Source organism: Arthrobacter sp. StoSoilB20 (assembly GCF_019977295.1).
Lineage (GTDB): Bacteria > Actinomycetota > Actinomycetes > Actinomycetales > Micrococcaceae > Arthrobacter > Arthrobacter nicotinovorans_A.
This window is the reverse complement of record NZ_AP024651.1, coordinates 2491701-2513866: the sequence shown is the minus strand read 5'-3', so window position 1 is coordinate 2513866 and position 22166 is coordinate 2491701. Positions and strand designations below refer to the sequence as shown.

Annotated in this window: 25 protein-coding genes; 10 read left to right on the top strand and 15 right to left on the bottom strand. The window is 61.5% G+C overall.

The features are described from left to right. Positions 1-12: 12 nt before the first annotated feature. From LDN85_RS11320 to LDN85_RS11300, 5 genes are all read right to left on the bottom strand, one after another. A complete protein-coding gene (locus LDN85_RS11320) occupies positions 13-1113 on the bottom strand; it encodes a lipoate--protein ligase family protein (RefSeq protein ID WP_223943132.1) in 1101 nt (366 codons plus the stop codon). Positions 1114-1200: 87 nt separating this feature from the next. Then, on the bottom strand, positions 1201-1458 hold the full coding sequence (locus LDN85_RS11315) for a type B 50S ribosomal protein L31 (RefSeq protein WP_017200906.1): 258 nt from the start codon (positions 1456-1458) through the stop codon (positions 1201-1203). A gap of 142 nt (positions 1459-1600) precedes the next feature. Beyond that, entirely contained in the window at positions 1601-2410 is an 810-nt protein-coding gene (locus tag LDN85_RS11310; RefSeq protein ID WP_026546797.1) for an RNA methyltransferase, read from the bottom strand. A gap of 7 nt (positions 2411-2417) precedes the next feature. Next, on the bottom strand, positions 2418-3203 hold the full coding sequence (locus tag LDN85_RS11305; RefSeq protein WP_026546796.1) for a sulfite exporter TauE/SafE family protein: 786 nt from the start codon (positions 3201-3203) through the stop codon (positions 2418-2420). Positions 3204-3209: 6 nt separating this feature from the next. Continuing rightward, the gene (locus tag LDN85_RS11300; RefSeq protein ID WP_026540661.1) at positions 3210-4007 is read right to left on the bottom strand and encodes an ABC transporter ATP-binding protein; all 798 of its coding nucleotides are present in this window, start codon (positions 4005-4007) and stop codon (positions 3210-3212) included. 110 nt (positions 4008-4117) lie between these two features. Between LDN85_RS11300 and serB the strand changes: the two genes are divergently transcribed. Together serB and LDN85_RS11290 are read left to right on the top strand one after the other, a co-directional pair. Next, on the top strand, positions 4118-5011 hold the full coding sequence (gene serB / locus LDN85_RS11295; RefSeq protein WP_223943131.1) for a phosphoserine phosphatase SerB: 894 nt from the start codon (positions 4118-4120) through the stop codon (positions 5009-5011). A gap of 298 nt (positions 5012-5309) precedes the next feature. Then, the gene (locus tag LDN85_RS11290) at positions 5310-5906 is read left to right on the top strand and encodes a hypothetical protein (RefSeq protein ID WP_223943130.1); all 597 of its coding nucleotides are present in this window, start codon (positions 5310-5312) and stop codon (positions 5904-5906) included. 73 nt (positions 5907-5979) lie between these two features. Here the strand turns inward: LDN85_RS11290 and LDN85_RS11285 are convergent, their stop codons facing one another. The 3 genes from LDN85_RS11285 to LDN85_RS11275 all read right to left on the bottom strand — a co-directional run bounded on the left by LDN85_RS11285 (position 5980) and on the right by LDN85_RS11275 (position 9344). Further along, positions 5980-7482: a sugar ABC transporter ATP-binding protein gene (locus LDN85_RS11285; protein WP_223943129.1), complete on the bottom strand. Its 1503-nt coding sequence runs from the start codon at positions 7480-7482 to the stop codon at positions 5980-5982. A 267-nt stretch (positions 7483-7749) separates the two neighbouring features. After that, on the bottom strand, positions 7750-8502 hold the full coding sequence (locus LDN85_RS11280) for an SDR family oxidoreductase (RefSeq protein ID WP_026540657.1): 753 nt from the start codon (positions 8500-8502) through the stop codon (positions 7750-7752). Positions 8503-8618: 116 nt separating this feature from the next. Then, positions 8619-9344, bottom strand: coding sequence for a beta-ketoacyl-ACP reductase (locus LDN85_RS11275; protein WP_026540656.1), 726 nt, complete (start codon positions 9342-9344; stop codon positions 8619-8621). Between the two features lie 153 nt (positions 9345-9497). Here LDN85_RS11275 and LDN85_RS11270 point away from each other — a divergent pair, with 153 nt between their 5' ends. The 4 genes from LDN85_RS11270 to LDN85_RS11255 are packed head-to-tail and all read left to right on the top strand — an operon-like array spanning position 9498 to position 11603. Further along, complete coding sequence (locus LDN85_RS11270) at positions 9498-9995, top strand: DUF3099 domain-containing protein (RefSeq protein ID WP_026540655.1); 498 nt, start codon at positions 9498-9500, stop codon at positions 9993-9995. Further along, positions 9992-10267 carry a hypothetical protein gene (locus LDN85_RS11265; protein WP_026540654.1) on the top strand — a complete coding sequence of 92 codons (276 nt, stop codon included), beginning with the start codon at positions 9992-9994 and terminating at the stop codon, positions 10265-10267. The genes LDN85_RS11270 and LDN85_RS11265 overlap by 4 nt, the downstream gene beginning before the upstream one ends. Next, a complete protein-coding gene (locus LDN85_RS11260) occupies positions 10268-11134 on the top strand; it encodes an SURF1 family protein (protein WP_026540653.1) in 867 nt (288 codons plus the stop codon). After that, on the top strand, positions 11118-11603 hold the full coding sequence (locus tag LDN85_RS11255; protein ID WP_026540652.1) for a YbaK/EbsC family protein: 486 nt from the start codon (positions 11118-11120) through the stop codon (positions 11601-11603). Before LDN85_RS11260 ends, LDN85_RS11255 begins: the two co-directional genes overlap by 17 nt. A 157-nt stretch (positions 11604-11760) precedes the next feature. On the opposite strand, the gene LDN85_RS11250 is transcribed toward LDN85_RS11255, so the two are convergent. Then, a complete protein-coding gene (locus LDN85_RS11250) occupies positions 11761-13359 on the bottom strand; it encodes an ABC-F family ATP-binding cassette domain-containing protein (RefSeq protein ID WP_026540651.1) in 1599 nt (532 codons plus the stop codon). Positions 13360-13636: 277 nt separating this feature from the next. On the opposite strand from LDN85_RS11250, the gene LDN85_RS11245 reads away from it, so the two are divergent. Genes LDN85_RS11245 through LDN85_RS11235 form a run of 3 tightly spaced genes read left to right on the top strand, consistent with a single transcriptional unit; the run spans position 13637 to position 15629 of the window. Beyond that, complete coding sequence (locus LDN85_RS11245) at positions 13637-14254, top strand: biotin transporter BioY (protein WP_026540650.1); 618 nt, start codon at positions 13637-13639, stop codon at positions 14252-14254. Positions 14255-14268: 14 nt separating this feature from the next. Further along, positions 14269-15006, top strand: coding sequence for an ABC transporter ATP-binding protein (locus LDN85_RS11240; protein ID WP_026540649.1), 738 nt, complete (start codon positions 14269-14271; stop codon positions 15004-15006). After that, positions 15003-15629, top strand: a complete 627-nt coding sequence (locus LDN85_RS11235) for an energy-coupling factor transporter transmembrane component T (protein ID WP_223943128.1) — start codon at positions 15003-15005, stop codon at positions 15627-15629. Before LDN85_RS11240 ends, LDN85_RS11235 begins: the two co-directional genes overlap by 4 nt. Before the next feature lie 9 nt (positions 15630-15638). On the opposite strand, the gene LDN85_RS11230 is transcribed toward LDN85_RS11235, so the two are convergent. Next, positions 15639-16862: a thiolase family protein gene (locus tag LDN85_RS11230; protein WP_223943127.1), complete on the bottom strand. Its 1224-nt coding sequence runs from the start codon at positions 16860-16862 to the stop codon at positions 15639-15641. Further along, positions 16834-18225: an AMP-binding protein gene (locus tag LDN85_RS11225; RefSeq protein WP_223943126.1), complete on the bottom strand. Its 1392-nt coding sequence runs from the start codon at positions 18223-18225 to the stop codon at positions 16834-16836. Before LDN85_RS11225 ends, LDN85_RS11230 begins: the two co-directional genes overlap by 29 nt. 61 nt (positions 18226-18286) lie before the next feature. Here LDN85_RS11225 and LDN85_RS11220 point away from each other — a divergent pair, with 61 nt between their 5' ends. Then, the gene (locus LDN85_RS11220; RefSeq protein WP_091551794.1) at positions 18287-19192 is read left to right on the top strand and encodes a neutral zinc metallopeptidase; all 906 of its coding nucleotides are present in this window, start codon (positions 18287-18289) and stop codon (positions 19190-19192) included. Positions 19193-19297: 105 nt separating this feature from the next. Here the strand turns inward: LDN85_RS11220 and LDN85_RS11215 are convergent, their stop codons facing one another. Genes LDN85_RS11215 through sufD form a run of 4 tightly spaced genes read right to left on the bottom strand, consistent with a single transcriptional unit; the run spans position 19298 to position 22164 of the window. Continuing rightward, on the bottom strand, positions 19298-19630 hold the full coding sequence (locus LDN85_RS11215) for a metal-sulfur cluster assembly factor (RefSeq protein ID WP_011774796.1): 333 nt from the start codon (positions 19628-19630) through the stop codon (positions 19298-19300). 13 nt (positions 19631-19643) lie between these two features. Beyond that, positions 19644-20429 carry a Fe-S cluster assembly ATPase SufC gene (gene sufC, locus LDN85_RS11210; RefSeq protein WP_026540644.1) on the bottom strand — a complete coding sequence of 262 codons (786 nt, stop codon included), beginning with the start codon at positions 20427-20429 and terminating at the stop codon, positions 19644-19646. A gap of 43 nt (positions 20430-20472) precedes the next feature. Then, complete coding sequence (locus LDN85_RS11205; protein WP_026540643.1) at positions 20473-20829, bottom strand: non-heme iron oxygenase ferredoxin subunit; 357 nt, start codon at positions 20827-20829, stop codon at positions 20473-20475. A 21-nt stretch (positions 20830-20850) separates the two neighbouring features. Further along, entirely contained in the window at positions 20851-22164 is a 1314-nt protein-coding gene (sufD, locus tag LDN85_RS11200) for a Fe-S cluster assembly protein SufD (RefSeq protein WP_026540642.1), read from the bottom strand. Positions 22165-22166 lie beyond the last annotated feature (2 nt).

The following is a 22166-nucleotide window of genomic DNA, read 5'->3' as shown; positions in this document are numbered from 1 at the left end:
GCCTGCCGGCAGCTACGGAACCCGGTTCAACCACTCTTCGGTTCCGAACTTCGCCTCCACGCGGTTCTTCGCCTCACCGAGCTCAGCCTCGGTGAGGCGGGACTCGAGGGCGCCATACCGTTCCATGAATACCTCCTGCATGGCTTCAAGGATGGCTGCCCGGGCAAGCCCCGTTTGGCGTCGTAACGGATCAACGCGCTTCTTGGCGCTGCGCGTGCCCTTGTCGGAGAGTTTTTCCTTGCCGATACGCAGGACTTCCACCATCTTGTCTGCATCGATGTCGTAGCTCATGGTGACGTGATGCAACATGCCCCCGTTCGCGAGGCGCTTTTGTGCAGCGCCCCCGATCTTTCCTTGATCGGTGGCGATGTCATTGAGGGGAACGTAGAAAGCGGCGATCCCCAATTTCTCCAGGGCCGCCATCACCCAAGCGTCCAGGAAAGCGTAGGAATCGGCAAAACTGATGCCGTCCACCAGTGTCTGTGGCAGGTAGAGCGAGTAGGTGATGCAGTTGCCGGCTTCCATGAACATGGCGCCGCCGCCGCTGATGCGCCGGACCACGTTGATGCCGTACCGGGAAACCCCTTCAGGGTCCACCTCATTACGCACTGACTGGAAGCTGCCAATGACCACCGACGGCTCTTCCCAATCCCAGAAGCGCAGCGTGGGATTGCGCAGCCCCGCACCCACTTCCTCGGTGAGGACCTCATCCAGTGCGACGTTTACCTGGGTGGGCAGCACGGAGGGCGGGATGACTTCCCATTGGTGGTCTCCCCAGCTGGTGGCTTTGGACAGTGCCCGCCGGACGGTGATAGCCACGGCTTCTGCAGAAAAGCCGAACAGTACTGCGTCCCCGGGCAGCCCCGCGGTGACCGCTGCGGCAATGTCTGCGGCCGTCGAGCTGTCCGGAAGACCGGTCAGTGCCGTGTTGATGTCCTCCAATGCCTCGTCCGGTTCCAGGAAGAAGTCGCCGCTGAGGGAGACGTTGGTGAATTTCCCTTCGCTCACGTCCAGGTCAACCACCACCAGTTTGCCCCCGGGAACCTTGTATTCGCCGTGAAGGCGGGTGTCGGCGTCGTTGATGGCTGGGTGCTGATCAGGGCTGGGAGTCATGGTGTCCATCTTGCCGGAAAACGCAAAAGCCCGCATTGCCGAAGAATCCAGCAATGCGGGCTGTGAAAAGCCTTGGGGTGAAGTGGGTTACTTCTTGCCGCCGAAGCCCTTGAAGCGGGCGTTGAAGCGCTCGACGCGGCCAGCGGAGTCCATGATGCGCTGCTTGCCCGTGTAGAACGGGTGGGACTCCGACGAGATTTCGACGTCGATAACCGGGTAGGTGTTTCCGTCTTCCCACTCGATGGTCTTCGAGGAAGACACGGTGGACTTGGTCAGGAACTGCGTACCGGAAGCCAGGTCGTTGAAAACAACTGCTTCGTACTTCGGGTGGATATCAGACTTCATAATGGGACCTTTTGTTCACGCAGCTGGATTTTGCCAGCTGCCAGGTATGAATGGAGGTGGTCTGGTTGCTGCAATGCGGACATTCCAGCTGCCGGGCCAACAACCAATCATAGCGGAAACCGCACGGCCGGACGAACCGCTGTCAGTCGCGCGGACGGAGTTCCCAAAAAGCCACTGCCGAGGCGGCAGCAACGTTGAGTGAGTCAACGCCCGCGCGCATGGGGATTTTGACTGCCAGGTCTGCAGCATCCAGGGTGTCCTGGCTCATGCCGGGGCCCTCCGTGCCAAGCACCAAAGCCAGTTTGGGGTACTCCCTTGAGGCCAGGTCGTCCAGATCCAACGCATCATCAGTCAGTTCCATTGCGGCAATGGTGAAGCCCTGCTCCTTGAGGCGGAACAGGTCATCCGGCCAGCTTTCCAGCCTGGCCCAGGGAACTTGGAAGACCGTGCCCATGCTGACCCTGACACTGCGCCTGTACAAGGGATCTCCACACCGTGGGGACACCAGGACAGCGTCCACCCCCAGTGCTGCGGCGGACCGGAAAATTGCCCCCACATTGGTGTGGTCAACGATGTCTTCGAGGACAGCGACGCGCCGGGCGCTGGCCAGCAGTGTCTCCAGTGGAACAGGGGCCGGCCGTTGCATTGCTGCCATGGCACCACGGTGCAGGTGGAAACCGGTGATTTCTTCCAGCAGGGACGCCTTGCCGATGAACACCGGAACGTCCGGATATGCCTGGAAAACGTCCTGGAGGTCTTCCAGCCACTTTTCTGCCAGGAAAAAGGATCGGGGCTGGTGTCCGGCGGCCAGTGCCCTGCGTAAAACTCTCGAAGACTCGGCGATGTACATGCCTTCTTCAGGCTCACGAAGCTTCCGAAGGTGCACATCAGTAAGAGTGGTGTAGTCCGTCACGCGTGGATCATCCGCGGACTCAAGATAGTGGAAAGCCACCGGGCGGTTATTTCATCAGGTTGGCGATCATGAAGCCAAGGGCCACGATGCCAAGGGTGAAGATGACGGCCCGGAGGACGCGCGGGGACAACTTCCGGCCAACTTTTGAACCTACCAAACCGCCGATGGTGGAGCTCACGGCAATGAGGAGAACCACCAGCCACTCGATGCGGTCGAAAGCAAAGATCAGGTAGGAGATTGCTGCCACCATATTTACGCCGAGCACCAGGATGTTCTTCATGGCGTTGGCATTTTGCATTGTTCCGCTCAGGAACACGCCAAGGATGCCTACCAGCAAAATCCCTTGTGCCGCCACAAAGTAGCCACCGTAGACGCCGGCAAGATAGACGAGCACAACCAAGAGGATTCCATGGCTGCGATCCCGGATGGCATGTTCCGGGTTTTGCTCCCGGCTGCGGACCCAGGCCTGCAGTTTGGGCTGGAACAGCACCATCAACAGGGCCATGACCAACAGGACGGGAGCAACGTAGTGGAAGACCTTCTCCGGTAGGTGCAGCAGGAGCCACGCGCCGGTGATGCCGCCCAGCAGCGAGGCCGGCAGCAACTTCATCAGCTGCCGTCCCCTGCCGGCCAACTCGCGGCGGTAACCCCAGGCGCCCGCCGCTGTGCCGGCTACAAGGCCCATGGCATTGCTCATGGACGCCACCACGGGTGTGATGCCAATGGCAATGAGGACAGGAAAAGTCACCAGTGTGCCGGAACCGACCACCGCGTTGATGGTGCCGGCCCACAAGCCCGCGAAAAAGACCAGGATGCTGCTAAGGATTTCCATTGATGACTATCGGGTCGGCAAGCGGCGGGCAGTGGCGGTGTAGCGTCCCGCGTTTTCTGAAACGTCCAGCGGCAGGCCGAAGGTCTCGCTGAGGTGTTCGTCCGTGAGAACTTCCTTGATGGGACCAGCGGCCACCACGCCGCCTTCGCGGAGCAGCATGGCATGGGTGAATCCCGGGGGCACTTCCTCAAGGTGGTGGGTCACCAGGACCATCGCGGGAGCCGCTTCGTCGCTGGCCAGCTCACCAAGCTTGTGCACCAGTTCCTCCCGGCCGCCCAGATCCAGGCCCGCGGCCGGTTCATCCAAAAGCAGTAGTTCGGGGTCTGTCATGAGGGCGCGGGCAATCTGCACACGCTTTCGCTCGCCCTCGGACAAGGTGGCAAAGGTCCGGTTAAGCAGCGGGCCCATCCCCCAGTCGTTCAGCAAGCCAAAGGCGCGCCGCTCGTCGTCGCGCTCGTAACCCTCGCGCCAGCGTCCGGTCACGCCGTAGGCGGCGGTGACCACCACGTTGAGGACGTTCTCATGCTCGGGGATCTGGGTCGCAAGTGCTGCCGAAGACAACCCGATGCGGGGGCGCAGTTCGAAAACATCAACACGACCCAGGACCTCATCCAGGATCCCGGCCTTTCCGCTGCTGGGGTGGAGCCGGGCTGCGGCTATCTGGAGAAGCGTGGTCTTTCCGGCGCCATTCGGTCCCAGGATGACCCAGCGTTCCCCTTCGTTGACCTGCCAGTCAACCTTGTCCAGCAGGGTCTTCTTGCCTCGGACAACGCTGACGGAAGCCAATTCCAGAACATCACTCATAGCAGTAGACACTAGGACAAAAAACCATATGACTGATAACCGGTCGTCCTTCTGTGTTACCGGCCGAAACGAATTCGAGTGGTTGTGCTGTGCTCAGTAGGATTGAGGCCATGACTTCGAACTTGGCTGCGGTCAGCTATGGCGTGCATTTGTCCCTCGAATCCCTTGTGAACCTTCGGAAGGTACTTGCCGACGCCGGCGCCGCAGTGTCATCGGAATCACATAGTGGGGACCACCGCTTCAGTGTCGTAACGGCAGGCCTCGCTTCGGGCTCGGAGGCCTTGGTGGATCTTGCCGGCGTTCGCCGGAACGTTGCTGCGGCAGCCAGCGCCGGCATTGATACTGCGATTGTTCCTGAAGAACTGCGCCAGGCTTCCCGGAAGCTCCTGATCATGGATGTGGATTCGACGCTGATCCAGCAGGAAGTCATTGAACTGTTGGCCGCGCATGCCGGTAAACGGGAGGAAGTGGCCGCAGTGACCGAGGCCGCCATGCGAGGCGAGCTGGACTTTGCCCAGAGCCTCCACGCCCGCGTCGCCGTGCTCGCCGGGCTGCCCATGGACGTCGTCGAGTCTGTCCGCCAGGAGGTGCGCCTCAGCCTTGGCGCTGCAGAGCTCGTGGCTGCCTTCAAGGATGCCGGGCACGTTGTGGCGGTGGTGTCCGGCGGATTCAACCAGATCCTTCGTCCCATTGCCGAGGAACTCGGGCTGGACCACTGGATCGCCAACGAGCTTGAAATCGTCGACGGCGTGTTGACCGGCAAGGTGCTTGGCGCTGTGATTGACCGGGCAGCCAAGGAGAAGTACCTGCGTGAGTGGGCAGCTGCCGAAGGAATCAGCCTCGAGCACACCATCGCAGTGGGTGACGGCGCCAATGACCTGGACATGCTCAGTGCGGCAGGGATCGGAATCGCTTTCAATGCCAAGCCTGCTGTTCGGGCAGTAGCGGACGCTGCCATCAACATGCCCTATCTCGACGCCGTCCGGCACATCGCCAACGTCTGACACCCGCTCTCACTGAGCCGGTTTGAATGCCGGCCAACCCGCTTACGGCCGCGGGTGCCTTTGGTGTGCCCAGGGTATCTGTCTTGAGTTCCTGATGCGAAACAACAATGCCTATTTCGTGACGCTATTATTCCGACTATTTATCAAATCGTCATTAAAAGCCCATTCATTGGCGGAGTTCCTTCCGGAACTGAATAGTCCTGCCATTTCTCGGGCAAATACTGTGTAAAGTAAAAGCTCGACATGGAAATCCGTGAACATGCGGCAGTCCTGAATGACGGAAGAGCAGGGTCGGTAAGTGAACCGTTCGGAGCGTACGTGGAAATGGTGGAAACGCAGCGAGGAATTTGAATCCCTGCCAACACCCCTCCACGAGATCATCCGTGAGCGTCACCCTGATGCGGTGGCAACGGGAATGGCTCCCAACCAATGGGAACCGGGCCCTGCGATAGCTCCTGGCCAGGAAATTCCGTCGGTTTATTTCATGGCCGCCAGTGATGGCACTACAGAACAGGAAGAACTGATTATGAGCTCACTTGACGAAGCTACCAAGCAACTGCTGTCCATCGAAGGTGCTACGGGTGCAGCCATTGTTGACTACACCAGTGGAATGGCGCTGGCGCAGGGCGGAAACCCGGGTTTCGACCTGGGAGTTGCCGCAGCCGGCAACTCGAACGTCGTCAGCTCCAAATTGCGGACCATGGCCGACCTCGGCCTGGACAGCAACATTGAGGACGTGCTGATCACCCTGGATACGCAATACCACTTGATCAACGTCCTGAATTCGGCGGGGTCCAAGGGACTTTTCGTTTATCTGGTGCTGGACCGGACCTATGCGAACCTGGCGCTGGCACGCCACAAGCTCAATAACATCGCCAAGGCTGTCGCCATCTGATCTCCAGGTGTTAACAGTGAGGGGCGGCCGCGATCATCGCGGCCGCCCTTCTTCGTCCAATTTGCCGGACTCCTCAGACTTTCACCCTTCGTGCCTCGCGGCCGCCCGATTCGAACTTGACGCCCAGCATGTGGTGCACCAGGACATCCTCGTTGGTGTTGGCGTTGGCCTCAATGGTGACAAGCTCCCCGTCCCGCATGACGCCAATCCGATGGCACCAGTTGACCATCTCGGACAGGTCCGAGGACAGGAGGATGATGGCAACCCCGGTTTGGCTGAGCTGGGTCAGCATCTTGTACACGATTTCCTTGGCACCGATGTCGATCCCGCGGCTGGGATGGCTGAGGATCAGGACATCGCAATCGGTGGAGATCCATCGGGCAAGCTCCACTTTCTGGCGGTCGCCTCCAGAAAGGGTAGTGAGGGCACCTTGGATGTTGGTGGTGTTGATGCGCATGCGGTGCACCACGTCAGCCACGCCACGTAGGTGGGTGATTTCATCCTGGAGACTTGCAGCACCCGGGGCTCCGCCCTGATACAGCCCATCGGCGATGCTGGTCCCTGAAGCGAAGGAGTCGGCCGTGTCCGGCGAATAGCCGATCTTCAGCCGCCGTGCATCCTGGAGCCCGCGGATCTGGACCTGGTTTCCGTTCACGTGGATCGTCCCCGAGGTGCAGGGGTGGATCCCGGCCAGTGCCTCCGTGAGTTGGAAGACACCGGATCTGTGGGTTCCCACGAGGCCGAAAATTTCACCCTTGACCACGTTGAAGCTCACATCACGGACGTTCTCCCCCACACCGAGGTTTGAGATCCGCAGGGCTTCTTCCCCGGCGGCCGGACCTGTAGGCCGGGCAATCCGCTCGAGTTCCTGCTGCAGTAGGAGGAAGGCAAGTTCGTCGACGTCGGTTTTGCTGGCTTCCACGATCTTGTGAACTCTGCCGTCGCGGAGGATCGCGATGCGATGGGCAATGGAGCGGACTTCGTCCAGGCGATGGGTGATGTAGATGATCGCCCGGCCCTGCCTTGTCAGCATCCTCAGAACCTGGTGCAGGACTGCGACGTCGTGGTCCGGAAGGGACGCGGCTGCCTCGTCCATGATGACCAACTGGGCTTCCTCGGCAACCATGCGGAGGACTTCCACCAAGGCTTGCTCTGCCCGTATCAGTGTGCCGACCTTCGCATCAGGGTCCAGGGTGATCCCGATATCCCGGATCAGCTTGGCGGCTTGGCCGCGGAGTTCGCCATGCGGCCGACCCGATTGGAAGGTCCCTCGGAAAATGGCCTCCGTGATGGTCAGGTCCGGATCTATGTGGAAGTTTTGGGGAATAAGCCCTACTCCGCAGGCCTGTGCCTCTGCGATCGAATCCGGCGCGTACTTCTCTTCGGCAAGCGTGATCCGTCCCTGGTCATGTTTGAGGGATCCTGCCAGGACGCCCATGAGCGTGGTCTTACCTGCGCCGTTGGTTCCAATCAGCCCCAGGATCTCGCCGCGATGCACTGAAAGGCCAACACCTTTGAGGATGCGGCGTTGATCGTACGACGCGTGAATATCATCAGCATGTAACAACAGATCCAAAGAAGCTCCTAATGCATGCAAAACCCGCCCATTGTGGATTATGCAATGTGCTGACAACTACGTGCGAGGCTGCCTTGGAGAGTCAACCAGAAGGATTCCCTTAATGCAAAGTCGAATTTGCAAAACAGTTAAGCCCAATTCGTGACGCGAAAATTCAAACAATTTATCAAACTGGCACTTTACGAGCGTGGGCACCTTCGCCACTTCGATGGTTAAACAGCTGTGGCCCTGGACGAAGGTCCGGGGCCACAGCAGGTCAGATAGTCGCTATTCGGCCGTCTTGCCGAAGTAGTCTGCACCACCAACATATTCGGTGTGCCCGGATTCGACGTCCGCAGTGACCATCTTGGCAACTTCGGCTGCGAACTCCTCCACGGAGTACAGCTTGCCGGCTTCGGCCCGCCGTGCTTCGATGGCTCCCGGGTTGGAACGGTCCAGCAGGGTCGCGGTTACGGTGCCTTCGATCATGTCACCGGAAACGACCACCAACGAGATGCCCTTGTCCGCAAGGTGGGGAATCAAATCCCGCAGTGCGTCTTCCCCGGCGCGCTTGCTCTTTGCGACCGGCTCGTACTCAGGCATGGTGGGAACAGTTTCCACGAAGTGCGCCTGGTGGCTGGTAACGAAGACGACGCGCGAGCCCTCAGGCATGAGCGGTACCGCTGCATTAAGCATGTTGACCTGGGCATCGCGGTTGAGCTTGAGGGCATAACCCTCCTCCATGCCTGATTCCATGCCACCTGAAGCGTTCAGCACCAGGACATCGAGGGAACCAAACTCCTCCATGGCTTTGCTCGCCAGGGCGTGCACGCCTTCATCGGTGGTGAGGTCGGCGCCCACGGCAGCTGCACGGCCACCCGCTTCCTGGATGCCGGCCACCACCTTGTTGGCGCGCGGCGCCTTTTGACGGTAGTTAACAACGACGGCGGCGCCCTCGCCTGCCAGGATCTTGGCAACCTCGGCACCAATTCCACGGGAAGACCCCGTGACGATGGCGGTCTTGTTATCCAGCGTTCCCATTCATGCTCCTTTTGTTCAGATCATCCAAATTCCGTGGCCTCACCTTCCATCATGCCAGCGGCAAGGTTGAATCAGGTTGTGGGCCCCGGACAAAAACTGCGGTTGAGGCTAGTGTCCTAGTGACCCATACCCAGGCCACCGTCAACCGGGATAACGGCTCCTGAGATGTAGGCGGCTTCATCGCTGGCAACCCAGCGAACTACATCAGCAACTTCGGAGGCCTCCGCAAAACGGCCCGCGGGAACATTGGCCAGGTAGGACTTCTGGGTGTCCTCAGGCAGTTCTGCAGTCATGTCGGTATTGATAAAGCCCGGTGCCACGACGTTGGCGGTAATTCCCCTGCTGCCAAGTTCGCGCGTGAGGGAGCGTGCGATTCCCACCATGCCTGCCTTTGACGCAGAGTAGTTGATCTGGCCGGGTGCACCATAGAGGCCGGAGACCGAAGAAATGAGGACCACGCGGCCTTTGCGGAGACGGATCATTCCCTTGGATGCCCGCTTGATAACCCGGAAGGCGCCCGTGAGGTTGGTGTCCAGGACCGACGTGAAGTCATCTTCGCTCATGCGCAGCAGCAGCGTGTCCTTGGTGATGCCTGCATTGGCAACCAGTACTTCAACGGGTCCGTGGGCATCTTCGACGATTTTGAACGCGGCGTCGATGGAAGCCTCGTCCGTTACATCGGCCTGGACACCCAGGATGCCCTCAGGCAACTCTGTTTGACTTCGGTAGGTCACGGCTACCTTGTCGCCGTTGGCGAGGAACGATTCCGCAATGGCCAGGCCAATGCCACGGTTGCCGCCGGTTATCAGGACGCTGCGGCCGGTTGTGACTGCTTCAGACATGCTTTGGCTCCAGGTTCCGCGGCAACAACATGCCGCATTGAAGGGGGATTTTCCTGTGTCGATCTTATCCGCCGGCCATCCCAACCCATGGCTTACCCCCAACCTGCGCGGTTTGGGTCGTCACGGCCTTGGTGAGAGAATTGGGAGAGGCCTTTGGAGCGTGATGATTCAGTTGTGACACGAGAAAACAGTCCCCTGCAGCAAGTGCCCGGGGAACCGGACGCTTTTTCCGGCGAGCCCGAAGTCCACAGCATCACAGATGCCGCCGCTGCCCACTCCGAGGACATGCGTGAGCGCATGATCAAGTATGCAGTGGCCATGGGTATCCGCATGGTCTGCATCGTCCTGATTTTCGTGGTGGATGGCTGGTTCAAGATCATTGCGATCGCGGGCGCTGTTTTCCTTCCTTGGATTGCCGTTGTCATCGCCAACGGCAATGACAAGGCCGAGGACCATAGCGAATCATTGCTGGACTACGTGGCAGTCCCTGAAATCGAGCGTTCCTCCCCCTCGGAAGAACCGGCGGCAGAGGGACCTGAGGTTCTCCAAGGCGAGTTGGTCGATGACGAACCATCATGGCAACAAGACGGCCCCCCAACGGGCCCTGCAAGCGAGGCCGGACACACCGGCGATGAACGGGCGGCTTCATGAACATCTTCAATCTTGGCGGCCTGGGTGCAGCCACCGGGGAATCCGGGCGGGCTTTGGCGCCTGAGGTGTGCTCCCGCAAAGGGTGCCGTGTGGTGGCCCAGTGGCAGCTCTTGTGGAACAACCCGCGGATCCACACACCGGATCGGCGCAAGGTTTGGCTTTCCTGCACAGACCACCGCGAGTGGCTGGAGGAGTATCTGACCACCCGGGGCCTGTGGAAAGAGACCCTTCCGTTTTCGGCCGGCCAAGCAGTTTTGAACGAGGCCGACTGAATGTACCGCTTTCTCTTCTCCAGCAAGTGGCTGGGGTACTTCGTTCTGGCTGTCGTCTTTGCCACGGCCTGCGTTTTCCTGGGCCGCTGGCAGATGGACCGCCGGGCCGAGACCCTGGCCGAGATCAATCGCGTGGTCAGCAACTACTCGGCCACCCCAATCCCCTACACGGAAATCAAGGGCCAGTTCAACGCCTTGGATCCTGAGCGTGAATGGACCCAGGTTCAGTTGCGGGGCAGCTACGACCTCGAAGGCCAGCGCGTTGTCAGGAACCGTCCGCTGAACGGCCAGCCAGGTTACGACGTCGTGGTCCCCTTCCGGCTCACAACCGGCGAAGCAGTCGTCATTGATCGTGGATGGCTGCCCATTGGGAACAACACCCCTGGCCGCCCCGACGTCATTCCGGCACCGCCCACGGGCGAGGTCACTGTGATAGCCCGGCTGAAACCGGCCGAACCCAAGTTGGACCGTGGAGCTGTGGACGGGCAGCTGGCATCCATTGACCTGGCAAGTTTTGCCGGGGAACTCCCCTACCCCATTGCCACGGGAGCCTACGGGCAGCTGGCCAGCGAAGATCCCGCGGTGCAGCCAATGCCCACTCCGTTCCCCAAGCCGGCCACCGAAGAGGGGACACACCTCTCCTATTCCCTGCAATGGTTCGCCTTTGGCGTCCTGATGTTCATCGGTTTCGGGTATGCAGCGCGGCAACAGGCCCGCAACGCGGCCATCGACGCCGAAGAGGAAGAGGACGAGCAGATTATTGCCGCAGGGGGAACGCCCAAGAAGCGCGCGCCCGCCCTGCGGAAAAATAAGCGTGCTACGTCCGAAGAAGAGGAAGACGCAATCCTGGATGCCCAAGGCTACTGAAATTTCTCTTGATCCTGTCCGGAACGTCCGGTCTGCCCTGACCGACGCCGGAGCTCCTGACACAGTCCGCACTTTCGAGGACAAGGTCCCGACGGCGGCCGCCGCTGCCGCTGTCCTGGGCTGTGAGGTCGCGGCAATCACCAACAGCCTGGTCTTTGAGCTGGACGGCCAACCATTGCTGATCCTGGCCAGCGGTGCGGCCAAGGTTGATACGGCATTGGTTGCAGCCCAGTTGGGCACAGGCAAGATCCGCCGCGCCACACCGGATTTCGTGCTGGTACATACCGGTCAGGAAGTAGGCGGAGTAGCGCCAGTGGGCCACCCAAGGAAACTGCGCACCGTCCTGGACATCTCACTCCAAGAACACCCTGTCCTCTGGGCCGGAGCCGGAGACCACAATTCAATGTTCTCCATCAGCTACGAAGAACTGGCACGCATTACCGCCGCCGAACCCCTGCAGGTCCGATAACTCGCATGAGGTGACCTGCCCGCGAGCAAAGCGACGCGGTTGATGTGCGCAGCGTGCGTCCAAGCGAGGAACGAGCGAGCACGCGGCACATCAAGCGCGACGCGCAGCGGACGCAAGAAGTGGACGCAACAACACCGCGCAGCGGACGCAAGCAGGCTTACGCCAGCGTGATCAAGTCCAGGTAGTCTTCGTTCCAGTGGTCCTCTACGCCGTCCGGCAGCAACACAACGCGCTCCGGGTTCAGCGCGGACACAGCACCTTCGTCGTGGCTGACCATGACGACGGCGCCGCTGTAGTTTTTGAGTGCGCCCAGGATTTCCGCACGGCTGGCGGGGTCCAGGTTGTTGGTGGGCTCATCGAGGAGGAGGACGTTGGCGCTGGATGCCACGATGGTGGCTAGGGCCAGACGGGTTTTTTCACCACCGGAAAGAACACCGGCGGGCTTGTCGACGTCGTCGCCCGAGAACAGGAATGAGCCCAGGATGCCTCGTACTTCGGCATCCTTCATGTCCGGCGCTGAAGAGCGCATGTTTTCCAGGACGGTGCGGTCGACGTCGAGCGTTTCATGTTCCTGGGCGTAGTAGCCCACCTTAAGGCCGTGCCCGGGGATGATGTCGCCCGTGTCCGGTTTATCGACGCCGGCCAGCATGCGCAGCAGGGTGGTCTTGCCGGCACCGTTGAGGCCCAGGATGACTACCTTGGAACCGCGGTCGATGGCCAGGTCCACGTCGGTGAAGATTTCCAGTGAACCGTAGGACTTGCTCAAACCCTCCGCGGTCAGCGGGGTCTTGCCGCAGGGAGAGGGGTCCGGGAAACGCAGTGCGGCCACGCGGTCGTTTTCGCGAACAGCTTCCAGTCCGCTGAGGAGCCGCTCAGCACGCTTGGCCATGTTTTGGGCGGCGACGGCCTTGGTGGCCTTGGCGCGCATCTTGTTGGCCTGGTCAATCAGGACCTGGGCCTTCTTCTCGGCGTTGGCGCGTTCACGCTTGCGGGCGCGCTCGTCCGTTTCGCGCTGGAGCAAGTAACGCTTCCAGTCCATGTTGTAGTAGTCGATCTGGGCGCGGTTGGCGTCCAAAAGGTAGACCTTGTTCACTGTGGCTTCGAGCAGTTCGGTGTCGTGGCTGATCACGATCAAGCCGCCCTGGTGGTTCTTCAGGAAGTCACGCAGCCACGTGATGGAGTCGGCATCCAGGTGGTTGGTGGGCTCATCGAGGAGCAAGGTCTCGGCATCGGAGTAGAGAATGCGTGCCAATTCGACACGGCGGCGCTGGCCACCGGAAAGGGTCTTCAACGGCTGGTTGAGCAGCCGGTCAGGCAGCGCGAGGTTGGAGGAGATCGCCGCGGCTTCGGCCTCGGCAGCATAGCCGCCACCGGCCAGGAATTCAGCTTCCAGGCGGTCATAGCGGTTCATGGCTTTACGCTGAACGGCAGCGTCGTCGCTGGCCATGTCATCGTGGGCTTTTTTGAGCTTTCCCACCACTACGTCCAAGCCGCGCGCTGACAGGATGCGGTCGCGGGCAAGCTGCTCCATGTCCGGGGTCCTGGGATCCTGGGGAAGGTAGCCGATCTCACCGGATCGGGTGACTTTGCCGCCTGCGGGAAGGCCTTCGCCGGCGAGGACCCGGGTAAGGGTGGTCTTGCCGGCTCCGTTGCGTCCGACGAGACCGATCTTGTCCCCTTTGTCCACCCTGAAGTTGACCTGGTCCATGAGCAGGCGGGCGCCGGCGCGGAGTTCGAGGTCCTGGACGGTAATCAATTCGGGTGATGCCTTTCAATGGGGAACGCTCGCGGGGACCGGCGGGTCCGTTAAGTGCGGCGGGATGCGGCTGTGAGAACAGCCTGTTCAAGTCTACCGGCACCCGGGGCGCAGGCTGACATCGGCCCCTGCAGGGGAAACTGTGTCCAGGGCCAAACAATTCCTGGCCGGCTTTGTGGAAAGGCTCCAAAAACCCGGCTCCGCTGCGTCCGTATTGTCAAGGACAGGGGAAAAGCAACACCGTCATCGCCTCGCACCACACCCGATTGGACCCACAATGAGCCAGACCAACACTGCCCCAGCGCAGAAGAAACCCATGTCCCGGAAACGCTGGACCGCTACTGACCTGGGCCTCATCGCCGTCTTCGCAGCCTTGGTGGCGGCGTCCGCGATCGTTCCAGGCATCCCGGTAGGTGCCCTCGGCGTACCCATCACTTTAGTGACCCTGACAGTGATGCTCAGCGGCCTGGTGCTCGGCGCCGGGCGCGGTTTCGCCGCCGTCGGGCTTTATGTCCTTTTGGGATTGGCAGGCCTGCCGATCTTCAGTGGCGGCCGCAGCGGCCTCGGTATCCTGGCAACTCCCTCAGCCGGCTACATCATTGCCTTCCCGCTGGCCGCAGCCGCAACCGGCTACCTCGCGGCGATCGTCATCCGACGAACGGTCAAATTCCGGGCTCTCTGGCTTTTCGGCGCCACCATGGTCAGCAGCATCGTGGTCATCCACGCACTGGGCGTCCTGGGCATGATGGTCAATGCCAAGCTGGACTTCACCAAAGCCTTCCTCGCCGACATCCCCTTTGTCCCCGGCGATATCCTTAAGAATGTCCTGGCCGTCATTATCGCCATGGCTATTCACAAGGCCTTCCCGGATGTCCTGGTTCGCCGGGTCAAGTAATCGGAACAATCTCCATGGATTCCATCAGTTTCACCGGGGTTTCGGTACGTGTCGCTGTCGATGGCAGCGACACGCCCAAGACCCTGCTGCACGAATTTTCCCTTGATCTGACCGAACGCCGGATCGGAGTGATCGGTGCCAACGGATCCGGGAAGTCCACCCTGCTGCGGCTGGTCAATGGCCTGGTTGGGCCGACCGAGGGCAACGTCAAGGTCCACGGTAACGACACGGCCGCCGATGTCCGTCGGGTCAGGGGCAATGTGGGCTTCGTCTTTACCGATCCCCTGTCCCAGTTGGTGATGCCCACCGGGAGGGAAGATGTTGAACTTTCCCTCCGCCGTTCCATCAGGAACTCCAAGGAGCGGGCAGCCCGGGCCGAAGCAGTCCTGAACCGCTTCGGCTTGCTGCATCTGGCCGATCAGAGCATCTATGAACTGTCCGGTGGTGAAAGGCAGTTGCTGGCCTTGGCGGCAGTCCTTGCCGTCGATCCCGCCGTCCTGGTCCTCGACGAGCCATCCACCCTCCTGGACCTCAGGAACCGCGAACTCCTGCGGCGTACGGTGTCCGGCCTGGACCAACAGGTCATCATGTCCACTCACGATCTCGACCTGGCGTTGGACATGGACCGGGTACTGGTGGTGGAATCCGGGCGGATCGTTTTCGACGGCGATGCCGCCGGCGGCGTCGCCTTCTACCGGGCGCTGTGTGCAACTCCCCTGCCCGGAGCGCGGCTGGGTGACGTTTCCAGATGAGGGGCCATGGCTTCCTGATCGCGAACTATGTCCGCGGCAACTCCATCATCCACAGAACTCCGCTCTGGCTGAAGTTCCTGGTGGTGGCAGGGTGCGGAGCGGCGTCCTTCCTCATAGTGGATTGGGCGGTGTCGCTGGTGATTTTCGCCGTGATGTGCGCTCTTTTCCTTCTCAGCGGAGCGGGCCTGCGGCGTCTCCTGCGGGCCATCTGGTTGGTGATGCCCATCCTTTTGGTCATCGGCCTTTTCCAGTGGTGGCAACTTGGGGGTCCCACAGCGGCCCGCATCGTGCTGAACGTGCTGGTGTGCGTCGTGGCAGCTTCGGTGCTGACTGCCACAACCCCCGTCCAGGACCTGTTGGATGGCGTGGTTGCTGTGGCAAAGCCGTTCCGGCGGTTCGGCGCCGACCCCGAACGGTTCGCTTTGACGATTGCCGTGATGCTCAGGAGCATCCCCTTCATTGCCGGCGCTTTCTCGGACGTGCGGGATTCGGCAAGGGCCCGTGGACTGGAACGCAACCCCCGCGCCTTGGTTCTCCCGGTCTTCATCACCACCGTGGCGTACGCCCGGCAAACCGGCGACGCCTTGGCCGCCCGGGGACTGGGCGAACCCGAAAGCGGCTGACGGGCGGGGCTACAGCCGGGAGTATTGCATGAGCGCGGCAGTGCCCAAACCGCCTGCACCGCTGATCATGGCCAGTGCCAGTGGGCTTTGCCCGTGGCAGGCAAACCCTCTCCGTACTTGGGCCAGCAACCGGGTTACCAGGACTGCACCGGAAGCGCCGTAGCCGTGACCGAGTGCCAGCGCACCGCCGTCGAGGTTGGCCCTGGCAGGATCAATACCCAGGTGATTCAAGCAAGCGATGGTTTGTGATGCGAACGCTTCGTTGAACTCGATCAGGTCAACGTCGGCAGCGGCTACGTCGTGGCGGGCCAGAAGTCGTTCGGCAGCGTGCGCGGCCCCGATGCCAAGGAGTTGCGGATCAACTCCGGTAGTGTCGCAGCCCAGCACCAGCAGTCCGTCTAACGCTCCCAGTGCGCGGGCACGTTTAAGGGAAGTGATGACGACGCCGGATGCTGCGTCCGCGTCGAAGCAGGAGTTTGCTGCGGTGACGGTCCCTCCGGGGACGAATGCCGCAGGAAACCTGCCCATCAGGGGCGCCCGCAAGGAAGCCCGTGGACCGTCGTCGGAATCCACCACAGTTCCGTTGGCACTCAGCGGAACTATCTCGCCACGAAACCTGTCTTCGTTTGCCGCTGTTACGGCTCGTTGATGGCTGCGGAGCGCGTAGTCATCCTGTTGCTCCCTTGTCACCGCGTACTCGCGGGCAACATTTTCTGCAGCGACACCCATGTCGGGGTCGCCAAACTGTGGTGGCACAAAGCTGGCCCTGGAGTAGAAGTCGAGTCCGCCGTCGTGGTTTCTGTTGGCCCTGGCCGGGGCAGTGCTGATGCTTTCGACCCCTCCGGCCAAGTACAGCGGATCATCGCCGGCCGCGACCAACCGGGATGCCAGCGCAATCGCATCCAGGCCCGATCCGCATTGCCGGTCAATGGTGATGCCGGGAACGCCGACGGGCAGACCGGCCTGGAGGGCAGCGAACCTGGCCACATTTCCGCCGCCGCCCACGGCGTTGCCCATGATGACATCGTCCACGTCCGCCGGGTCCACACCTGTTGTTTCCACCAGGGAAGCAAGCACCGGTGCCAGGAGGTCCGGTGCATGGAGATCCCTCAGCTGACCGTTGGCCCGGCAAATCGGAGACCGAAGCGCCGCGATGATGACGGGCTGACGGGACTCCCCGGCTTGCCAGGCTGGACCGCCGGCGCTATCCAAGGAGCTGAGCCCGCGGGTCATGATTCTTGATCCAGTCCAGGAAGACTTTCCTGCTTACTTTGCCCCGGTCGGTCAGCGGCAACTCCGCCAACAAGTAATACTGAAGGGGCCATTTGTCCCGTGCCAACAGGCCATCCAGGCCTGTGCGGAGCTGGGTTGCGGTGACCGGACCGCAAGCGGGAACGACGCCGGCGACGACGCGTTGGCCGCGGATATCGTCAGGTGCCCCGGCGGCAACCGCACCGTCCACTCCGGGAACGGATGCCACTGCCAGCTCCACCTCGTGAGGGTAGACATTCTTCCCCGACGTAATGATCATGTCCGAACGGCGGCCAAGGATGTGCAGGATGCCCTGCTCCAGGAACCCCTGGTCCCCCACGGTGTACCAGCCATCGAGGCACCTTAGTGCCTGACCGTCGTCTCCCCACAGGTAACCGTTGCTCACCATTCCGCTGCGGACGCTGATGTTGCCGTGCGACCCCTCCGGAAGATGCTTGCCGGCGTCGTCCAAAATCGCCAGTTCAACCCCCGGAAAAGGCAAACCGATGCCTGTCCCGCCGGCATCCAAAGGTTCCCCGGCTGCCAGGCGGGTACCGGAGACGAAACTCAGTTCGGAAGCGCCGTAGTACTCATGGATGGCCGCCCGGGGTGCCCACCGCCTGGCAGCTTCCAAGGTCCGGGCATCCAGCTTGGATCCAGCGCAGATGATGCTGCGGATACCGGACGCATCAACGTCCCCGGCAATTCCCCGTTCACTGAGCAACCTCAACGCCGTCGGGGCCAGGACAAGGCGGGTGATGCCGTCGTGGCTGATGGCAGCGTGGGCATCACCGACGTCGAAGGACTCCAGCGTGTGGAAGGCTGCGCCGGCGTAAAGGCACTCCGAAAGGGCGTAAAGGTTAAGGCTGGCTGAAAGGGGTCCCGGCGCAAGGGTCCGATCATCCTGCGAAAGGCCGAAAAACTCGATGGATGCCTCAAACGAAACCTGCCACGATCGGCGGGACCTGGTGAAGGCCTTTGGAACCGAAGTGGTCCCGGACGTCAGGCCGATCAGGAAGGTGCTGGACGGATCGCCATCCAGCAGTTCCGCCACAACCGGTGTGGTGGTTCCGGGTATGCGTGCGGAAACGTCATCGATCATCGGCGCTGGCCATTCGGGGTCCAGCACAGCACAGCACCGCTCCCCCGCGACGGCAGCTGCGTAGCGCTCCACAAAGCGCACAGAGTTGGGTTCGGCGAGAACAGTAGCGGAGGTCGCGGCGCCCAGAAGCGCTGCTGCGGCGTCCCGGAGGTCCGCCCATGTGAGCCGGTCGTTGCCCACCACCACGGCGGTGTCGTGGGGGCGCTCGTCGGCCCAGTGCTGAAGTTTGTCCAGGAAAGGCATCCACACAATTTTACGGCAGTGTCGGGCACCGGGCACCAATAGTGACGTCTATTCTGACTGTATGAGTTTCAATGACGGCGCACAGCTTGACCCCTCCCAAGTGGAGGACCGACGCGGCAGTGGAATGGGCCGCGGGACCAAGATCGGCGGTGGTATTGGCGGCGGAATCGTGGTGCTTCTCCTGGCACTCTTCGGTATCAATCCCAATATCCTTGGCGATCTGACGGGAAGCGGAACCCAGCCTCCCGCCGTCGATGGCGGCAGCCAGGGAGCCGGCGGCATACAGGAATGCCAGTCCGGTGCCGACGCGGACAAGCGGCTCGACTGCCGGATCACCGGTACGGTGAACAGCCTCAATGCTTTTTGGCCTGGCTACCTGTCGGACTACAACGTCCAGTACCCACGGCCGAAGACGGTGATCTTCAGCGAGGCCACCAACACAGGCTGTGGTGCAGCTACCAGTGCAGTTGGCCCCTTCTACTGCCCGGCGGACACTACCGCCTACTTTGATCCGGGATTCTTCGATGAACTGGTGACCCGCTTTGGCTCCTCCGGAGGGCCACTGGCGCAGGAGTACGTAGTAGCCCACGAGTTCGGACACCACATCCAGAACATCCTCGGAAACCTGGACCAGGCCCAGCAGGATCCCCAGGGTCCGCAATCGGGAGCGGTCCGTGTTGAACTCCAGGCAGACTGCTACGCGGGCTTGTGGGTCCGGCATGCCACCACGCAGACCGATGCCAGCGGCAAGCCCTTCCTTGATCCGTTGACCGAACAAGACCTGCAGGATGCCTTGTCCGCCGCCTCCGCGGTAGGCGATGACCGGATCCAGGAGGCCGCCACCGGCCGGGTATCTCCTGAATCTTGGACGCACGGCTCCAGTGAGCAGCGCCAGAAGTGGTTCTATCAGGGGTACACCACTGGCGACATCAACAAGTGCGACACGTTTGGTGTGGCCGCACCTTAGCGGTGAGGCGGTTCAGGGAAAAGTTGAAAGACTAAAAAGAAGGGTTCCGGGCTGTTGGCCCGGAACCCTTCCTTATGCCCGCCGTTGGCGGGTGAATATTGGTGATCAGATGTTGAAGCCGAGGGCCCGCATCTGGTCCTTGCCGTCGTCGGTGATCCGCTCGGGACCCCATGGCGGCATCCACACCCAGTTCAGGCGCCAGTCGTCAACGACGCCATCAAGGGATTTGCCCACCTGCTCTTCAAGCACGTCCGTCAGCGGGCAGGCCGCCGTCGTCAGTGTCATGTCGATCAGGAGCGCGCCGTCCTCGTCGGAGTATTTGAGGCCATAAAGGAGGCCCAGGTCCACCACGTTGACGCCGAGCTCGGGGTCAATGACGTCCTTGAGCGCTTCCTCGACGTCCTCGAGGCTGGTCCGCGCCGTGTTGATTTCGGTCATGGAACGATCCTAACTAGGCCTGCACAGCAGGGGCAACGGCTACGCCGGCGCCCGGGGCGTAACGGTCGTAGCCCTCATCTTCGAGACGGTCAGCGAGCTCGGGGCCGCCCTCTTCGACAACCTTGCCGTCAACAAACACGTGAACGAAGTCCGGCTTGATGTAGCGCAGGATGCGCGTGTAGTGGGTGATGAGCAGAGTACCCATGTTGCCCTCTTCGTGAGCGCGGTTGACGCCCTCGGAGACAACCTTCAACGCGTCAACGTCCAGGCCGGAGTCGGTTTCGTCAAGGATGGCGAACTTCGGCTTGAAGAGTTCGAGCTGAAGGATCTCAACACGCTTCTTCTCACCACCGGAGAAGCCTTCGTTGACATTGCGCTGTGCGAAGTCGGCGTCGATGCGCAGCTGCTGCATGGCAGCCTTGACGTCCTTGGTCCAGGTACGCAGTGCCGGTGCTTCGCCGTCGATTGCCGTCTTGGCGGTGCGCAGGAAGTTGGTCATGGTAACGCCGGGAACCTCTACCGGGTACTGCATGGCCAGGAAGACGCCTGCCCGGGCGCGCTCGTCGACGCTCATCTCAAGTACGTCTTCGCCGTCCAGGGTGATGGTGCCGCTGGTAACGGTGTAACGCGGGTGTCCGGCAATGGTGGAGGCCAGGGTGGACTTGCCCGAGCCGTTGGGGCCCATGATGGCGTGGGTTTCACCGGTCTTGATGGTGAGGCTGACGCCCTTCAGGATCTCCTTGGTACCCTGCTCCGTCTCGATGCTGACGTGCAGGTCCTTGATTTCAAGAGTTGACATGCTCTTCTTTCTTTCCGTTCGTAAGTCTGGCGGTACTGGGCGCTCAGTAGTGGTCTACCGAAGCACCGTTCACAACGTTGGTCACGTCCACATAAACGTCGTCTCCGTCGATGGTGACGGCGAAAACGGGGACGGGGTCATAAGCAGGCAGCTGAAGGGGCTGTCCGCTGCGGAGGTCAAACTGGGAACCGTGTCCCCAGCACTCGATCGCGCAGCCTTCAACCTCACCTTCGGACAACGAGATGTCCGCGTGCGAGCAAGTATCGGCGATGGCGTGGATCTCGCCCATGGAATCCTTCACGATGGCTACGGGGTAGTCATCGATCAGGACGCGCAGCGCTTGCTTGACCTGGATGTCATTGGCGCTGCATACCAGTTCGCCTTTGGTTTCTTCACTCATTGTTGCTCTGCCTGGCCTGTCTTAGTTGTCGGTCGCGGCGAGTTCGCGCTCAACAGCTGCGGTCAGGCGGTCTTCAATTGCCGGAACCTTGATCTGCTGGATGATCTCGTTGAGGAAGCCTCGGACCACCAGGCGGCGGGCAACCTTCTCAGGGATGCCGCGGGCCATGAGGTAGAACAGGTGCTCGTCATCGAAACGGCCGGTGGCACTGGCGTGGCCCGCGCCCTCGATCAGACCGGTTTCGATTTCGAGGTTGGGTACGGAGTCTGCGCGGGCGCCGTCGGTGAGGACCAGGTTGCGGTTGGCCTCGTAGGTGTCCGTGCCTTCTGCTTCCTTGCGGATCAGGACGTCGCCAACCCAGACGCTGTGGGCATTGCGGCCCTGCAGCGCACCCTTGTAGAGGACACGCGACTTGCAGTTGGCCACTGCGTGGTCAACGAACAGGCGCTGCTCAAGGTGCTGTCCGGCGTCGGCGAAGTACAGGCCGAACATTTCGACGTCGGCGCCCGGCGCGGTAAAGCGCGTGGACGGCGTGACGCGAACAAGGTCGCCACCAAGGCTGACCACGATGTGCTTGAACTTGGCATCGCGGCCGATCTTGGCCTGCTGCGATGATGCGTGGACGGCGTTGTCTGCCCATTCCTGCAACGAGACAACAGTCAGTTCAGCGCCATCTTCAACGATGATTTCCACATTCTCGGAAACAACCGCGGAACCCTGGTGGTCCAGGACGACGACGGACTTGGAGAACCGCTCTGCCACAATCACGATGTGCTGGGCGGCCGGAGCCTCTCCTGCACCGGTGATCAGGACGGAAACTTCACTCTCGGCCTGCAGCTCGGCAGGAACGGTGACAACCGTGGCCTCGGCGAAGTTCTCCCAGGCATTGGCGGACACGAGGTCCTCCGGGATGGCTGCCTGGCCGATGCGCTGGTCATCGCGGCCAACCGTTTCAACAACGACGCCGGCCGGGGCGGTAACGCTCACAGCCGGAGCTGCGCCGTTGAGGACGTCGGTGTGAAGGCCGCGCAGGCGCTTCAGCGGCGTGAAGCGCCAGTCTTCCTCAAGGCCGTTCAGCGGCTTGAAGTCTGCAAGCTTGTAGGACGTGAGACGCCCTGCACGCGAGCTGTCCGGAATGCCAACGCCACCGCCGTGGGAGTGGCTCTTGGCCGAAGCGCCGCCGAGCGGACCAGCGGAAGGCTGCTCCGACGTCGTGCTGGTGTTTGTTCCGGTGTTCACGGGCGAAAGGTTCTCGCCTTCCTCGGTGAAGCCGTTGATAAACGGCTGGGCCGAGGGCGCGCCGATGCGCGCCTTTTCAGTAGTGATATCAGTCATTG

Excerpts from the sequence above, each read along its gene's own strand:
- LDN85_RS11320 (WP_223943132.1), bottom strand. The coding sequence starts at position 1,113 with ATGACTCCCAGCCCTGATCAGCACCCAGCCATCAACGACGCCGACACC.
- LDN85_RS11315 (WP_017200906.1), bottom strand. The coding sequence starts at position 1,458 with ATGAAGTCTGATATCCACCCGAAGTACGAAGCAGTTGTTTTCAACGAC.
- LDN85_RS11305 (WP_026546796.1), bottom strand. The coding sequence starts at position 3,203 with ATGGAAATCCTTAGCAGCATCCTGGTCTTTTTCGCGGGCTTGTGGGCC.
- LDN85_RS11300 (WP_026540661.1), bottom strand. The coding sequence starts at position 4,007 with ATGAGTGATGTTCTGGAATTGGCTTCCGTCAGCGTTGTCCGAGGCAAG.
- serB (WP_223943131.1), top strand. The coding sequence starts at position 4,118 with ATGACTTCGAACTTGGCTGCGGTCAGCTATGGCGTGCATTTGTCCCTC.
- LDN85_RS11280 (WP_026540657.1), bottom strand. The coding sequence starts at position 8,502 with ATGGGAACGCTGGATAACAAGACCGCCATCGTCACGGGGTCTTCCCGT.
- LDN85_RS11275 (WP_026540656.1), bottom strand. The coding sequence starts at position 9,344 with ATGTCTGAAGCAGTCACAACCGGCCGCAGCGTCCTGATAACCGGCGGC.
- LDN85_RS11265 (WP_026540654.1), top strand. The coding sequence starts at position 9,992 with ATGAACATCTTCAATCTTGGCGGCCTGGGTGCAGCCACCGGGGAATCC.
- LDN85_RS11260 (WP_026540653.1), top strand. The coding sequence starts at position 10,268 with ATGTACCGCTTTCTCTTCTCCAGCAAGTGGCTGGGGTACTTCGTTCTG.
- LDN85_RS11255 (WP_026540652.1), top strand. The coding sequence starts at position 11,118 with ATGCCCAAGGCTACTGAAATTTCTCTTGATCCTGTCCGGAACGTCCGG.
- LDN85_RS11245 (WP_026540650.1), top strand. The coding sequence starts at position 13,637 with ATGAGCCAGACCAACACTGCCCCAGCGCAGAAGAAACCCATGTCCCGG.
- LDN85_RS11240 (WP_026540649.1), top strand. The coding sequence starts at position 14,269 with ATGGATTCCATCAGTTTCACCGGGGTTTCGGTACGTGTCGCTGTCGAT.
- LDN85_RS11235 (WP_223943128.1), top strand. The coding sequence starts at position 15,003 with ATGAGGGGCCATGGCTTCCTGATCGCGAACTATGTCCGCGGCAACTCC.
- LDN85_RS11230 (WP_223943127.1), bottom strand. The coding sequence starts at position 16,862 with ATGACCCGCGGGCTCAGCTCCTTGGATAGCGCCGGCGGTCCAGCCTGG.
- LDN85_RS11225 (WP_223943126.1), bottom strand. The coding sequence starts at position 18,225 with ATGCCTTTCCTGGACAAACTTCAGCACTGGGCCGACGAGCGCCCCCAC.
- LDN85_RS11220 (WP_091551794.1), top strand. The coding sequence starts at position 18,287 with ATGAGTTTCAATGACGGCGCACAGCTTGACCCCTCCCAAGTGGAGGAC.
- LDN85_RS11215 (WP_011774796.1), bottom strand. The coding sequence starts at position 19,630 with ATGACCGAAATCAACACGGCGCGGACCAGCCTCGAGGACGTCGAGGAA.
- sufC (WP_026540644.1), bottom strand. The coding sequence starts at position 20,429 with ATGTCAACTCTTGAAATCAAGGACCTGCACGTCAGCATCGAGACGGAG.
- LDN85_RS11205 (WP_026540643.1), bottom strand. The coding sequence starts at position 20,829 with ATGAGTGAAGAAACCAAAGGCGAACTGGTATGCAGCGCCAATGACATC.
- sufD (WP_026540642.1), bottom strand. The coding sequence starts at position 22,164 with ATGACTGATATCACTACTGAAAAGGCGCGCATCGGCGCGCCCTCGGCC.